At 61.4% G+C, this 13,007-nt stretch carries 13 protein-coding genes and 3 pseudogenes; 4 read left to right on the forward strand and 12 right to left on the reverse strand.

Features of this window, described 5'->3' with window-relative positions; all coding sequences use genetic code 11:
- Window positions 1–15: 15 nt before the first annotated feature.
- The 10 genes and pseudogenes from sufU to OMP38_RS04975 form a co-directional block, all read right to left on the reverse strand.
- Entirely contained in the window at window positions 16–471 is a 456-nt protein-coding gene (gene sufU / locus OMP38_RS04925; protein ID WP_277564115.1) for a Fe-S cluster assembly sulfur transfer protein SufU, read from the reverse strand.
- Window positions 468–1,685: a cysteine desulfurase gene (locus tag OMP38_RS04930; protein WP_277564116.1), complete on the reverse strand. Its 1,218-nt coding sequence runs from the start codon at window positions 1,683–1,685 to the stop codon at window positions 468–470. Before OMP38_RS04930 ends, sufU begins: the two co-directional genes overlap by 4 nt.
- Window positions 1,686–2,984 carry a Fe-S cluster assembly protein SufD gene (sufD, locus tag OMP38_RS04935; protein ID WP_277564117.1) on the reverse strand — a complete coding sequence of 433 codons (1,299 nt, stop codon included), beginning with the start codon at window positions 2,982–2,984 and terminating at the stop codon, window positions 1,686–1,688.
- A gap of 24 nt (window positions 2,985–3,008) precedes the next feature.
- Entirely contained in the window at window positions 3,009–3,788 is a 780-nt protein-coding gene (gene sufC, locus OMP38_RS04940) for a Fe-S cluster assembly ATPase SufC (protein ID WP_277564118.1), read from the reverse strand.
- 194 nt (window positions 3,789–3,982) lie between these two features.
- Window positions 3,983–4,174: a DUF1802 family protein gene (locus OMP38_RS04945; RefSeq protein ID WP_277564119.1), complete on the reverse strand. Its 192-nt coding sequence runs from the start codon at window positions 4,172–4,174 to the stop codon at window positions 3,983–3,985.
- Window positions 4,089–4,558 (reverse strand): annotated as a pseudogene (locus OMP38_RS35570) (DUF1802 family protein). The gene OMP38_RS04945 and the pseudogene OMP38_RS35570 overlap by 86 nt, the downstream one beginning before the upstream one ends.
- A 92-nt stretch (window positions 4,559–4,650) precedes the next feature.
- Window positions 4,651–5,466, reverse strand: a complete 816-nt coding sequence (locus OMP38_RS04960) for an FAD-binding domain-containing protein (protein WP_277564122.1) — start codon at window positions 5,464–5,466, stop codon at window positions 4,651–4,653.
- Window positions 5,467–5,617: 151 nt separating this feature from the next.
- A pseudogene (locus OMP38_RS04965) lies at window positions 5,618–5,872 on the reverse strand (deoxyribodipyrimidine photo-lyase); the annotation flags it as partial.
- Window positions 5,850–6,029, reverse strand: a complete 180-nt coding sequence (locus tag OMP38_RS04970; RefSeq protein ID WP_277564123.1) for a hypothetical protein — start codon at window positions 6,027–6,029, stop codon at window positions 5,850–5,852. The gene OMP38_RS04970 and the pseudogene OMP38_RS04965, both read right to left, overlap by 23 nt.
- Window positions 6,026–7,463: pseudogene (locus OMP38_RS04975) on the reverse strand (NAD-dependent malic enzyme). The gene OMP38_RS04970 and the pseudogene OMP38_RS04975 overlap by 4 nt, the downstream one beginning before the upstream one ends.
- 227 nt (window positions 7,464–7,690) lie before the next feature.
- On the opposite strand from OMP38_RS04975, the gene mtnK reads away from it, so the two are divergent.
- A complete protein-coding gene (gene mtnK, locus OMP38_RS04980; protein ID WP_277564124.1) occupies window positions 7,691–8,905 on the forward strand; it encodes an S-methyl-5-thioribose kinase in 1,215 nt (404 codons plus the stop codon).
- Between the two features lie 36 nt (window positions 8,906–8,941).
- Window positions 8,942–10,021: an S-methyl-5-thioribose-1-phosphate isomerase gene (mtnA, locus tag OMP38_RS04985; RefSeq protein WP_277564125.1), complete on the forward strand. Its 1,080-nt coding sequence runs from the start codon at window positions 8,942–8,944 to the stop codon at window positions 10,019–10,021.
- A gap of 62 nt (window positions 10,022–10,083) precedes the next feature.
- On the opposite strand, the gene OMP38_RS04990 is transcribed toward mtnA, so the two are convergent.
- The gene (locus tag OMP38_RS04990; protein WP_277564126.1) at window positions 10,084–10,410 is read right to left on the reverse strand and encodes a YunC family protein; all 327 of its coding nucleotides are present in this window, start codon (window positions 10,408–10,410) and stop codon (window positions 10,084–10,086) included.
- Between the two features lie 342 nt (window positions 10,411–10,752).
- Between OMP38_RS04990 and OMP38_RS04995 the strand changes: the two genes are divergently transcribed.
- Window positions 10,753–11,022 carry a hypothetical protein gene (locus OMP38_RS04995; RefSeq protein ID WP_277564127.1) on the forward strand — a complete coding sequence of 90 codons (270 nt, stop codon included), beginning with the start codon at window positions 10,753–10,755 and terminating at the stop codon, window positions 11,020–11,022.
- Window positions 11,023–11,053: 31 nt separating this feature from the next.
- Here the strand turns inward: OMP38_RS04995 and OMP38_RS05000 are convergent, their stop codons facing one another.
- Window positions 11,054–12,652, reverse strand: a complete 1,599-nt coding sequence (locus tag OMP38_RS05000; protein WP_277564128.1) for a putative bifunctional diguanylate cyclase/phosphodiesterase — start codon at window positions 12,650–12,652, stop codon at window positions 11,054–11,056.
- Between OMP38_RS05000 and OMP38_RS05005 the strand changes: the two genes are divergently transcribed.
- The gene (locus OMP38_RS05005) at window positions 12,642–12,980 is read left to right on the forward strand and encodes a hypothetical protein (RefSeq protein WP_277564129.1); all 339 of its coding nucleotides are present in this window, start codon (window positions 12,642–12,644) and stop codon (window positions 12,978–12,980) included. The genes OMP38_RS05000 and OMP38_RS05005 overlap by 11 nt on opposite strands.
- Window positions 12,981–13,007: the final 27 nt, after the last annotated feature.

Consider the following 13,007-nt stretch of genomic DNA (forward strand, 5'->3'; position numbering starts at 1 on the left):
TGCGCTAAATCAAGCTTACTGCTCGACGTTTTCTTCGACCTTGCCCTGACCGTCGTGCTCGACGCCTTTGCGAAGTGCGTTCCAGGCGAGCGTGGCGCACTTGATGCGCGCCGGGAACTTGCCTACGCCCGACAGCGCGTCGATGTCCTCGTACTCGTCGAACTCGACCTGCTCGCCCTTCATCAGGGAAGAGAACTTGCCGGCCAGCGCCAATGCATCCTCCGTAGACTTACCCTTAACCGCGTCGGTCATCATCGACGCCGAGGACATGCTGATCGAGCAGCCTTCTCCGGTAAAGCGGGCGTTCTTGACGACGCCGTCTTCGATCTGCAGCTGCAGCGAGATGCGGTCGCCGCAGGTCGGGTTGTTCAGGTTGACGGTGACGGATTCGTCGTCCATCGTCCCGCGGTTGCGCGGGTTTTTATAGTGATCCATGATGACGCGGCGGTATAAATCGTCCAACTGGCTCATAACTGGAAAAACTCCTTTGTCTTGACCAGCGCGTCCACCAGCCGGTCGACGTCTTCTTCGGTGTTGTAAAGGTAAAAGCTCGCTCTCGCCGTCGCGCTCACCTTCAGCCAGCGCATGAGCGGCTGGCAGCAGTGGTGGCCGGCGCGGATGGCGATGCCCTCGGTGTCGAGCACGGTCGCGACGTCGTGCGGATGAACGTCGCCGAGATTAAACGTGACGAGCCCCGAACGGTTGCCGCTTGGCCCATAGATGGCGATGCCTTCGATCTCCGACAGGCGGCCGTAGGCGTACCGGGAAAGATCTCTGCCGTGACGGTCGATCTCGTCCAGCCCGATCGACTCCAGGAAGTCGATCGCGGCGCCGAGTCCAACCGCACCGGCGATGATCGGCGTGCCGCCCTCGAACTTCCAGGGCAGCTCCTTCCAGCTCGAATCGTAAAGCTCGACGAAGTCGATCATCTCGCCGCCGAACTCGATCGGCTCCATCTTCTCGAGCAGCGCCATCTTACCGTACAAGGCGCCGATCCCTGTCGGTCCGCACATTTTGTGGCCGGAAAACGCATAGAAATCAACGTCGAGGTCCCGCACGTCGACCTTCATATGGGGAGAGCTCTGCGCGCCGTCCACGACCATGATCGCGCCGTTCTTGTGGGCGATGGCGGCGATCTCCTTGACCGGATGGACGGTCCCCATGACGTTGGACACGTAGGCGATCGACACGATCCTGGTGCGTTCCGTGATCGTCTCTTCGACGTCCGACAGCTTCAGGCTGCCGTCCTCCTGGAGCGGAATAAACTTCAGCGTCGCGCCCGTGGCCTTGGCGGCCTGCTGCCAGGGGATCAGGTTGCTATGATGCTCGGACTGCGTGATGACGATCTCGTCGCCCTCGCGCAGCTGCTGACGGGCGTACCCGCCTGCTACCATATTAAGGCCGGTCGTCGTGCCGCGGTTGAAAATGATCTCGCGCGCAGAAGCGGCGTTCAGGAAGCGGGCCACCTTCTCGCGGGCGCCTTCGTAGGCGTCCGTCGCGCGCGAACCGAGCGTATGCACGCCGCGGTGGACGTTCGCATTGTCGAACTCGTAGTAACGCTTCACGGCGTCGATGACGCTGCGCGGCTTCTGCGAGGTCGCGGCGTTGTCCAGATAGACGAGCGGATGACCGTTAATCTCCTGATCCAGAATCGGGAATTCGCTTCTTAGTGCGCGAGCGTCCATTTAACCCAACTTCCTCTCTAAAATGCGCTGCAGCTGCTCGCGGACGCTCTCGAGCGGAATCTCCGACACGACCGGATCGAGGAAGCCGTAAATGATCAGACGCTCCGCTTCGGTCTTCGAGATGCCCCGCGACATCAGATAGTGCACCTGCTCCGCATTGACCTGGCCTACGCTCGCGGCGTGGCCGGCTTTGACGTCGTCTTCGTCGATCAGCAGGATCGGGTTCGCGTCGCCGCGCGCCTTCGGGCTCAGCATGAGCACCTTCTCGGTCTGCTGGCCGTTGGCGCGGGTCGCGCCCTTCTCGATCTTGGTCACGCCGTTGATGACCGCGGTGCCTTCTTCCTTCATGACGGCGCGCGTGATCATGTCGCTCTCCGTCGAGAGGCCGAAGTGCACGGCGCCCGTCGTGAGGCTCATGCGCTGCTTGCCGGTGCCGACGGTGATGATCTTGGCGTCGGACGTCGATCCGTTGCCCTTCAGGATCGTCTTCGTGTCGGACAGGATGTTGCCGTCCTGCAGCTCGCCGACGATCCATTCGATGCGCGCGTCCTGCTCCAGCACGGCACGGCGGTAAGAGACGTCGACCGCGCCCTTCTCAAGGCTGTGCACGGCCGCATAGCGGACCTGGCTGCCGGCCTTGGCGAACACTTCGACGGCGCCGTTCAGCACGAGCGCAGCTTCGCCGATGGCCGTGCTTGCGTTCTCGACGACCGTCACGCGGCTGTTCGCCTCGGCGACGATCAGCACGTGCGGCACGAAGGTCGCTTCGGCGTCGTCCGCGAACAGCAGCGCCTGCACGGGCTCTTCGATCTCGACGCCGCGAGGGACGTACAGGAAGACGCCGCCGTTCCACAGCGCCGCATGCAGCGCGGCGAGCTTGTGCTCATCCGGCATATAGGCCGTCATCAGATGCTGGCGCACGAGCTCTTCGTGGCTGCGCGCAGCCTCCTCGAGACTCGCAAGCACGACGCCCTTCGCCTTCAGTTCGTCGGACAGATGCGTATAAACGACGGAAGAATTGTGCTGTACGATCAGCGCGCCGCCGGCTTCGGCGGGCAGCAGCTTCGCGAGCGCTTCGGGCAGCTGCGAGGCGGAGTCGACCTTGGCGCCCGGGCGGTCCGTGCCGTACAGATCCAGCGGCCAGCGCTGGATCGGCGTCTTCTCGGGCTTCGGCAGTTCGAGCCGGGATGCCAGCTCGCCGGCATTCTCGCGCCAGGCGACGAGCCAGGCGGGTTCGTTTTTGCTACGTGCGATGCTCGATGCGGCATCGCGGCCAAAAGAGGCGGTAGGCGTACTCATGGTTGTATGACCTCCCTTATCCTCTTAGGCTTGGCCGACCGTCTCGTCGACGATGCCCAGTTCTTCTTTGACCCATTCGTAGCCTTCGGCTTCGAGGCGCTCGGCCAGCTCGGGACCGCCGGACTTGACGATGCGTCCCTGCATCATGACGTGAACGTGATCGGGCTTAATATAATTCAGCAGGCGCTGGTAGTGGGTGATGATCAGGAAGCTGCGATCTTCGGAGCGCATCGCGTTGACGCCAGCGGCCACGATCTTCAGCGCGTCGATGTCGAGGCCGGAGTCGATCTCGTCGAGGATGACGAGCTTCGGCTCGAGCAGCATCATTTGCAGAATCTCGTTGCGCTTCTTTTCGCCGCCCGAGAAGCCTTCGTTCAGGTAGCGGTGCATGAACTCGGGATTCATCTCGAGCTCCTTCATCTTCGCTTCCATCTGGCGGACGAACTTGATCAGGGAAATCTCGTTGCCCTCGCCGCGGCGCGCGTTGATCGCGCTGCGCAGGAAGTCGGCGTTGGTCACGCCCGTGATCTCGCTCGGGTACTGCATCGCGAGGAACAGGCCGGCCAGCGCGCGCTCGTCGACGCCCATTTCCAGCACGTCTTCGCCGTTCAGCAGCACTTGTCCATCGGTTACTTCATATTTAGGATGGCCCATGATCGAGGAGGCGAGGGTGCTCTTGCCGGTGCCGTTCGGGCCCATGATCGCGTGCACTTCGCCGGCCTTGATCGCCAGATCGAAGCCCTTTAAAATTTCTTTGCCTTCGATTTCCGACTTCAAGCCCTTGATTTCGAACAGATTGGACATTGTTTTCCCTCCAGGTTATACGGACGCCAAGTGGGGTTGACCCCTTTTTTAAGCAACCTGCGGTCGCCACTTAAGATCCATTTCTTATTTATAACTATTCTAAAGTGATTCTCAGTGATTCTCAACCACCATTTTATGAAAATGTCATGAAAATTGCAAACCGGGCCGAGCCTCAAGCGAGGCCGACCCGCGTTCTAGCGGCCGCCGGCCAATGCCTGACGGACCGTTTGCAGCGCTTTGTCGAACGCCTCGTCCCCGAGCGCTGGACGGGCGCCCTCCGCGGACAAAGGCTCCGCCAGGTTAAGCCAGGACTTGCAGCCGCCGTACCGCTCTTCGTTCGGTATCGCGACCGGCCGGTCCAGCACGTAAACGCGAAGCAACAGCACGTGCAGCGGCTTCGTTTTTTTTCCACTTCAACCGTTCCTCCGCGTAGTTCTCCGTCCATAAATGGAAAGGCTCCAGCTTGCGCAGCGTCTCGCCGTCCGTCACTTCGATATCGTCGACGACCTCGGCGTACGAGGAGACGACGACCGAATCCGGATCCCGCTCGAACGCCGCCACCGTCTCCGCCACGCTCGGGCTCGTCCCCGGTTTTACCAGATGCTCGCGCTGATGCTCGTAGGACGGAAAAGAAAAAACGACGGGCTCTCCAGCCGGAACTCCTTCGTCTCCTCGGCGATGCCGCCCTTGCGCAGCACCATGATCTGCTTGCCCGCCTCCAGGGCCTTGACCGCCACCGCCCACTCCCGCAGCGCTATCGGATGTTCCATCGGCGTCACGCCTCCTGTCGAATTCTGCTTCTCTAATTATAGCATGCGGGGCGGGGAAGCCAAGGCGAGCGCGCGCTCCATCTAGTCAAAGGTCATGCATCGCCGTTAGATTCGCTCGTCGCGCTATCCGCGCTATTTAAGATCGACTTGTACGCCGCGATCGCGTCAAGCCGGGATTGGCGAAGGTCGACGATCGCGTCCGGCGCCGGATCGTGGATGGAAACGACGTCTTCTGGCTGGGTTCGCAGCCAGGTTCGAAGATATTCGCCGGCCGGGTCGAACCTCTTGGATTGGGTCACGGGATTCATGATGCGAAAATACGGCGCGGCGTCGAAGCCAAGCGAAGATGCCCACAGCCAGCCGCCCCTATTAAGCGCGTTATCGTAATCCGAGAGTTTCAGCCGAAAATACCGTTCGCCGTAAATAAACGGACAGCGCAGGTTTTTCGTCAAAAACATCGCCGCGATCATCCGCAGCCGGTTCGGCATCCAGCCGGTCTCGTTCAGTTGGGTCATGGCCGCGTCGATCACGGGAATGCCCGTCCTTCCGTCTCGCCAGGCTGCGAAGTGGCGGTCGTCCAGTCCCGACAAATCGAATTTTTTCTCGTAATGGTAGTAGTCCGGGTCCATGCGGGATTGATAGAGGTAAAAATCGCGCCAGGCCAGCTGGCGAAGCCAGCTCTCCCGCTGCGCAGAGCCGGATTCGGCGGCAGCGGCGAACAAACGCCGGGCCGAGATCTCGCCGCGGTTCAGCGAAGCGGACAAACGGCTCGTGCCGTCCTGTCCGTAGGCGTCTCTCGCTTCCGCATAGCGGGACAGCGCGCTTTGCAGGAAGCCGCGCAGCCGCCGCTCCGGCTCGAATGCCTGGCCGGATGGGTCGTCCATGGCGGCTTTCAGCGTCGCCGGCAACGCGCAACCTGGCAGGTCCGCGGCGTCGACCGTGATCAGATCGCTGACGGCGCTCGCATAAACGGCCGTATGGCGCTGCGCGAGAAAGGCGCGCCACTGTCGGTAAAAAAGGCGTAAACACCTTGTAAGGCGCCTCGCGGCCCGTCCATTCGTGAAAATCGCGCATCGGCGCAAGCGACAAATCCGGAAGGGCGGTGAAAGCGGCGCCGCGCGCCAGAGCCGCTTCCTTCAGTTCGCGGTCGCGTTTGATCGCGTACGGGGTGTAGTCCTCGTGCACGACGACTTCGCCGATGGCCGGGTGAGCGTCAAGCATGCGGGCCAGCAGGGAAGCCGGCTCGCCGTAATAGACATGAAGCTTGCTGCCCGCTTGCCGGTAGGCGCGCTCAAGGCGCCCGGCGGCACGCAAAAAAGCCTGCGCCGCTGTGTTCCCGGTGCCTGTCCCCCCGAAGGAGAAAAGGATCGAGAAACAGCGCATGCAGAACGGGCTCGCCGGCGGCTGCCGTGTAGTCCAGCGCCGGCAGGTCCGAGGTCCGTAAATCCTTGCGATGGATGAACAGCTTCACATGCCACTCTCCGCGTGCGAGGCTTTATCGTCGTCGCCCAGGCTGCGCTTGTCCTGGCGGCGGGCGACTTTATCCGCATACGCGGCTTCGATGACGGCCTTTCTCACGTTCTCGACGACGGCGGCGTTGAACACGCTCGGGACGATATATTCGCTGCTGAGCTGCTCGTCCGTGACGACGGCTGCGATCGCCTTGGCCGCGGCCAGCTTCATGCCCTCCGTGATGCGCGACGCGCGGCAGTCGAGCGCGCCGCGGAAGATGCCTGGGAAGCATAACACATTGTTGATCTGGTTCGGGTAGTCGCTGCGCCCGGTGCCGATGACGGCGGCGATGCCCTGGATGAGGTCGGGACGGATCTCGGGCTCGGGATTCGCCATGGCGAACACGATCGGATCGGCAGCCATCGACTTGACCTGATCGACGCTCAGCACGCCCGGGCCGGAGACGCCGATGAAGACGTCCGCTCCGGCGATCGCTTCGGTCAGTCCGCCGGTTCGGCCTTCGGGGTTCGTATGCTGCGCGCACCACTGCCAGGCCGGATTGACATACTCGCGATCGGCGGACAGGATGCCTTCGCGATCGACCGCGACGACCGACGGCACGCCGGCCGAATGCAGCATGCGGACGATCGACATGCCTGCTGCTCCGATCCCGCAGACGACGACGCGGAGCGTGTCCATCCTTTTGTCGACGCACTTGGCCGCGTTCATGAGCGAGGCGATCAACACGACCGCCGTGCCGTGCTGGTCGTCGTGAAATACCGGGATGTCAAGCAGCTCCTGAAGCCGGCGCTCGATCTCGAAGCATCGGGGCGACGAGATGTCCTCGAGGTTAATCCCCCCCGAATCCGGGCGCGAGGCTGCGCACGATCTCGACGATGGCATCCGAATCCTGCGTGTCGAGACAGATCGGGAAGGCGTCGACGCCGGCCAGCTCCTTGAACAGCATCGCTTTGCCTTCCATGACCGGCATCGCTGCGGCGGGACCGATGTTGCCCAAGCCGAGCACGGCGCTGCCGTCGCTGACGACGGCGACCGTGTTGCGCTTGATCGTCAGGGAAAACGCGGATGCCGGATCTTCGTGGATGGCCATGCACACCTTCGCTACCCCTGGCGTATATACTCGAGAGAGATCGTCGCGCGTGCGGATCTTGATGCGCGGCGTCACCTCAAGCTTGCCCCCGAGATGGATCAGCAGCGTCTGGTCGGAAATGTTGACGATCCGGACGCCCTCCACGGCGCGGATCGCCTTGGCGATCGCCTCCTGGCCCGCATCGCTGCGGATCGTCAGGTCGCGAATGCTCTTCTGCCCCGGCCGAATGACGTCGATCGCGACGATGTCGCCTCCGGCCGCGCCGATCGCGGTGGCGATCGCGCCGAAGACGGCCCTGTCCGTATCCATTTCGAGACGCACGATGAGATTTGAACCGTTCATCCATATCCCTCCCGGTATCTTCTTTCGGAATTACCTTAACATGCCAAGTCGGCGCACATCAAACCGGCTGCGATTCCGGCTGTTCCGCGGCCGCGTTTTTCCCTTATAATAGTAACCGGATCGAGACCGTCAGCATTCGCCTTGCAGGGCGAATTGTTCTATACTGTCTTGTAGATCGTCCGCCCGGCGGCGGACAAGCCGCGTACAATTCCGGAGGTGCCCTGTCCATGAGCAAGTATCACCCGCTTAGCGAAGCGGAAGCCATCGAGATCGCCCGCTCTTTCGCCGAGGTATTCCCGACAGGCGAGGAGCTCGTCTCCCGCGAGATCGGGGACGGCAACCTGAATCTCGTGTTCCATATTACGCAGCCGGCGACCGGCCGCAGCCTCATCGTCAAGCAGGCGCTCCCCTACGTCAAGATCATCGGGGACTCTTGGCCGCTCAGCCTCGACCGCGCGCGGATCGAGGGCGAAGCGCTCATCAAGCAGGGAGAGCTCGCGCCCGGCCTCGTGCCAGTCGTATACCGCTCCGACGCCGACATGGCCCTCACGATCATGGAGGACCTGAGCGATCATGTTATTATGCGCAAAGGATTGATCGAAGGCGGCGTCTATCCCGACTTTGCCGAGCACCTCGCGGAATTCCTGTCCCGCACGCTGTTCTTCACTTCGGATCTCGGCATGAACCAGCAGGACAAGAAGGTCCAGCTGGGCCGCTTCATCAATCCCGACCTGTGCAAGATCACGGAAGACTTCGTCCTTAACTTTCCTTATTACGACGCGGAATCCAACAACATCGAACCGCATCTTCGCGACGCCGCCGAATCCGTCTGGCGTGACGAAGAGCTGCTGCTCGAAGCTGCCAAGCTGCGCGAGAAGTTCCTGACGCAAGCCCAGGCGCTGCTTCACGGCGACCTGCACACGGGCAGCATTTTCGTCACGCCGGCGTCGACGAAGGTCATCGACCCCGAATTCGCCTACTACGGTCCGATGGGCTTCGATATCGGCGCGATCGTCGCGAACCTTCTGCTTAACTTCGCCGGGCAAGAGCACTGGAGCCCGGACGAAGCTAGCCGTCGCGACCGCAGAGCATATTTGCTCGCGACGGTCACGGAGCTGTGGACACGGTTTGAGCGCAAGTTCCGCGCGTTGTGGGACGAGCATGGCGTCGACAAGCGCCTCGGCGTGGCTGGCTATCAAGACGATTATATGAAACGGCTGCTGCAGGATACGATCGGCTTCGCCGGCGCCAAGGCGCTGAGACGGGTGTACGGTCTGGCGCAGGTCGCCGACATCGCGACGATTCCGGACCGCGAGGCGCGCGAGCGCGCGCAGCGGCTGGCGCTGAACATCGCTCGGAATCTGATCGTATCCAATCGAAGCGCGACCTCCATCGAGGACGTCGTCCGGATCGCGGAGACGGCAGCCGGAAGCCGAAGCTAGCCAGTTTATACTAACTTAGCGTAAGGAGATCGATCGATGAGCGACAACCAACTTGGGGCAGCCCCGATTAAAGGCGTGCTGGAGCCGATCCGGTGGAACGACGGAACGCTGGAGCTGCTCGATCAGCGGCAGCTTCCCGAGCAAACGATCTATTTAAACCTGAATTCAGTTCAGGAAGTTTGGGACGCCATCCGTAATCTAGCGGTGCGGGGCGCGCCGGCGATCGGCATCGCCGCCGCATTCGGCGTCGTGCTTGGCGTTCAGCACTTCCCTGGACCTCCTGCGGCGCTGGCCGACGAAGCGCTTCGACATGCCGCGCATCTCGCGACGTCCAGACCGACGGCGGTCAACCTGTTCTGGGCGCTCGACCGCATGAAGGAGCGCGCGAAGGCGCTGGCTTCGACCGTCGTTTCGACGCGCGAAGCCGTCGAGGCACTGCTCGCCGAAGCGCAACAGATTCAAGCCGAGGACATCGAGACCAACCGGCGGATCGGCGAGCACGCGCTCACCTTATTCGAAGACGGCATGGGCGTGCTCACCCACTGCAACGCGGGCGGACTGGCGACGTCCAAGTACGGCACGGCGCTGGCCCCCTTCTACCTGGCGCTGGAGCAAGGCATCGCGCTTAAAGTATACGCGGACGAGACTCGGCCGGTGCTGCAAGGCGCGCGCCTCACCGCCTTCGAGCTGCAGCAAGCGGGCGTGGACGTGACCTTGATCACCGATAACATGGCCGCTCATGTCATGTCCAAAGGGTGGGTGCAAGCGGTCATCGTCGGCACCGACCGGGTCGCGGCGAACGGCGACGTCGCCAACAAGATCGGCACTTACGGCGTGGCCGTGCTCGCCAAGGCGCATAACATTCCGTTTTATGTCGCTTGTCCGATGTCCACGATCGACCTGTCGACGCCGACCGGCGCCAGCATCCCGATCGAGGAGCGGCACGCGGACGAGGTGACCGTCGGCTTCGGCAAGCGGACGGCGCCCGAAGGCGTCAAGGTGTACAATCCCGCCTTCGACATCACGCCGAGCGAGCTCGTGACCGCCATCGTCACCGAAAAAGGGATCGTCACCGCGCCCTACGACATCGGTCTTCGCAAGCTGTTCGACGAATAAACGGCATGACGATCGACCAAATGCGGTTACTCTCCGAGTAACCGCATTTGCCTTCGATCGGCCTAGCCGTGCCGCCCTGCGGACAGCGAGGCTATGAGCGCGATGGCCGCACGGCCCTGCATGCCGGGCACGACGCCGGCACGTTCGGCTTCGAAGGTGACGGATTCCAGCGGCGCGTCCAGCAGCTGATCGAGCGTCTTCACGCCGACAGCCCGCCCTGCGAGGATGCCTCGATCCTTCAGCTTGTCGTTCAGCAAGGCGACATCCAAGGCGCCGCACATAATGTAACCGTCTCCAGCCGTGACCGCCAGCAGCGTCGTTTTGGGGAGCAGCACCTCGACCCCGAGAGCGGTATAACCTTCGATGACGATCGGCACGAGTTTGATCATAATCGTTCACCTCCAACGAATTCCGTGAGGAGCGCGGGTTTCTGATTTCAGCATATGCTACCTTCGACCTATCAGGGCATAGGCCGGTACCCAAAATAATACTTTGTCGAGCCCTGCATTCATGATATATTATTCCTAGCAAACCTGATCCTCGGGATATAAACTGCCATTAGATATGGGGGCCAATCATGACTAAAGCTTCAGACGACAACTCAGAACGTTCCTATCTATTCTCGGTAGATATCTTGGTGAAGGCGGGTACGAACGGGGAAGCGCTGGAGAAGCTGCTGAGGTCTTTGAACGCGGGGGGGCTTCGCCGACTTCCGCATTCAATCCGGCATCGTGCTCGGCGAGGCGATTCAACACGAATTAAAGGCCGCGAAGACGAAGCATCAGGTCCTTACCGATTCGCTCGATTCGCGGATTCGCGACTACATTAAAACCTCCCGTTTGATCCGGATTACGGTGAATCGGGCCAAGGGCGAAAAGCTCAGCGTCCCGTGCAGGGTCGTGAACTTCGATCCCGACAACGAACTGTTGACGGTCTACCATGTCGACGAGAAAAGCGTCTATTCCTTCCGTTTGAACGAAATCGACGACTTTGGCGAATGAACATATGCGCACAACAATGACGCCGCAGCCCTCAAAGGGCCGCGGCGTCATTGTTGTGCAAGTCCGATATGGATAAGCCGTGATCGCGATTCAGCATGGCGCCGGCCTCTTCGGCGGGAAGCGGCGGACTCCCGTAATATCCTTGCATCTCGTCGCAAGCATGCTCCTGCAGGAACAGCACTTGCGCCTCGGTCTCCACGCCTTCGGCGATGACGCCGATCTGCAGATTGTGCGCCATGGCGATGATCGCGGCGACGATCGCCCTGTCGTTGGGATCCTGGTGAATGTCCCGCACGAACGAGCGATCGATCTTCAGGCAGTCGATCGGCAGCCGCTTGAGATAGCTGAACGAGCTATAACCCGTGCCGAAATCGTCCACGCTAATGCCGACGCCAAGGTCGCTGAGCGACTCGAGAATCGCTGTCGCCCGCTCGACGTCCATGGCGATGCTCTCCGTAATCTCGAGCTTCAGATAGGGAGCCGCCAGCCCCGTCTCGTCCAGAATCTCGGCAATTCGCCCGACCAGATTCGGCTGCGCGAACTGTCGGATCGACAGATTGACGGATATCGGATAGGAAGGGAGTCCTGCGCGCTGCCAGGCGCGGTTCTGTCTGCATGCTTCGAGCAGCACCCAATCGCCGAGCGCCATGATCAGCCCGCTCTCCTCGGCCGCCGGAATGAAATGGGACGGAGGCACCATCCCGCGCTCGGGATGCCGCCACCGGATCAACGCTTCGAAGCCGACCAGCCTGCCGCTTCGAAGATCGTATTGAGGCTGATAGTACAGCAGGAATTGACGGCGGCTCATCGCCTCCATCAGCTCGTGCTGGAGCGTCAGCTTGTTAATCGCCGTATGCTCGAAAGCCGGGTCGTAGAGCAGGCAGCCGTTGCGCCCGTTTTCCTTCAGCCGGTGCAAGGCCGTATCGGCCCGCTTGAGCAGCGCGTTCGCATCGGGGTCATCGGAGCCGCAGGTCGCCAGACCGACGCTGACGGTCACGTGAACGGTGACGCCGCCCAGCTCGAACGGCGTCTCGAACTGCTTCATCAACCCATCGATCTGCCGGATCGCCTGGTCTTCCAGCTCGAAGTCCGCGAACATGCCGACGAACTCGTCGCCCTCGACACGGGCGATATTGGACGAATCGGGAAACCAACGCGTCAGCCGCTCCGCCACCTGAAGCAGCAGCATGTCGCCGTAATCCCGTCCATAGGACGCGTTAATCAGCTTGAAGCGATCGATGTCCATATACCAGACGGCGACGCGGTTCCCCGACTGCGCTGCGGCATGCAGCCGCTCCGTCAGCCTGTTCATGAAAAATCGGCGATTCGGTAAACCCGTCATATCGTCGTAATAGGCCATATAGCGGATCCGCTCCATCGAGCGTTTTTGATCGCTCTGGTCCTGAGTGAAAACGACAATGCCCGCGATCGCCCCTTCGCGCATATAAGGACTCGTCTCGACATGCGCCTCGATGGCCACGCCGTCCGCGCGCCGCAGCTTGACGTCCTCGACGCATTTCTCGCCGCGCAGCGTGCGGGCGAAGATGGAAGCGGCCTGACCGGCCGAATCCGAATGGATGATGTCCCGGAAATGAAGGCCGAACACGCGATCCGAGGAGGTGCCCAGCAAGGGGGAGGAGCTGCCTGCTAATATTCTCTACGATGCCGTTGCTGTTAATAATCGTGAGCGAGATCGGACTCTCCCGCAGCAGATTGATCCAATCGGAATCGACGGCGCCCGCGATCGTTCGCGAGCGCTGACGCTCGCGACGAAGCAGTACGAGAAAGACGGCGGCGGTACCGAGCGACAGCGCCGCAATGACGGCCGCCGCGAGCGCAGCCGCGCTCCAATGATCCATGATGCGCCTCCTCTTTCTCTATGGAAGATCGACCGCTTGCGGTTATCTATAGGTTTCATTATAGTGCAAACTTTCCAATCGTACAGCATTATTCCATAGAAGAAAGCGGAGTCTTCTTATAAAATG

Source organism: Cohnella ginsengisoli, assembly GCF_029525555.1.
In the GTDB taxonomy this organism is placed as follows: domain Bacteria; phylum Bacillota; class Bacilli; order Paenibacillales; family Paenibacillaceae; genus Cohnella; species Cohnella ginsengisoli.

Coding starts and splice junctions, on each gene's coding strand:
- sufU (WP_277564115.1), bottom strand. CDS start 471: ATGAGCCAGTTGGACGATTTATACCGCCGCGTCATCATGGATCACTAT.
- OMP38_RS04930 (WP_277564116.1), bottom strand. CDS start 1,685: ATGGACGCTCGCGCACTAAGAAGCGAATTCCCGATTCTGGATCAGGAG.
- sufD (WP_277564117.1), bottom strand. CDS start 2,984: ATGAGTACGCCTACCGCCTCTTTTGGCCGCGATGCCGCATCGAGCATC.
- sufC (WP_277564118.1), bottom strand. CDS start 3,788: ATGTCCAATCTGTTCGAAATCAAGGGCTTGAAGTCGGAAATCGAAGGC.
- mtnK (WP_277564124.1), top strand. CDS start 7,691: ATGAGCAAGTATCACCCGCTTAGCGAAGCGGAAGCCATCGAGATCGCC.
- mtnA (WP_277564125.1), top strand. CDS start 8,942: ATGAGCGACAACCAACTTGGGGCAGCCCCGATTAAAGGCGTGCTGGAG.
- OMP38_RS04990 (WP_277564126.1), bottom strand. CDS start 10,410: ATGATCAAACTCGTGCCGATCGTCATCGAAGGTTATACCGCTCTCGGG.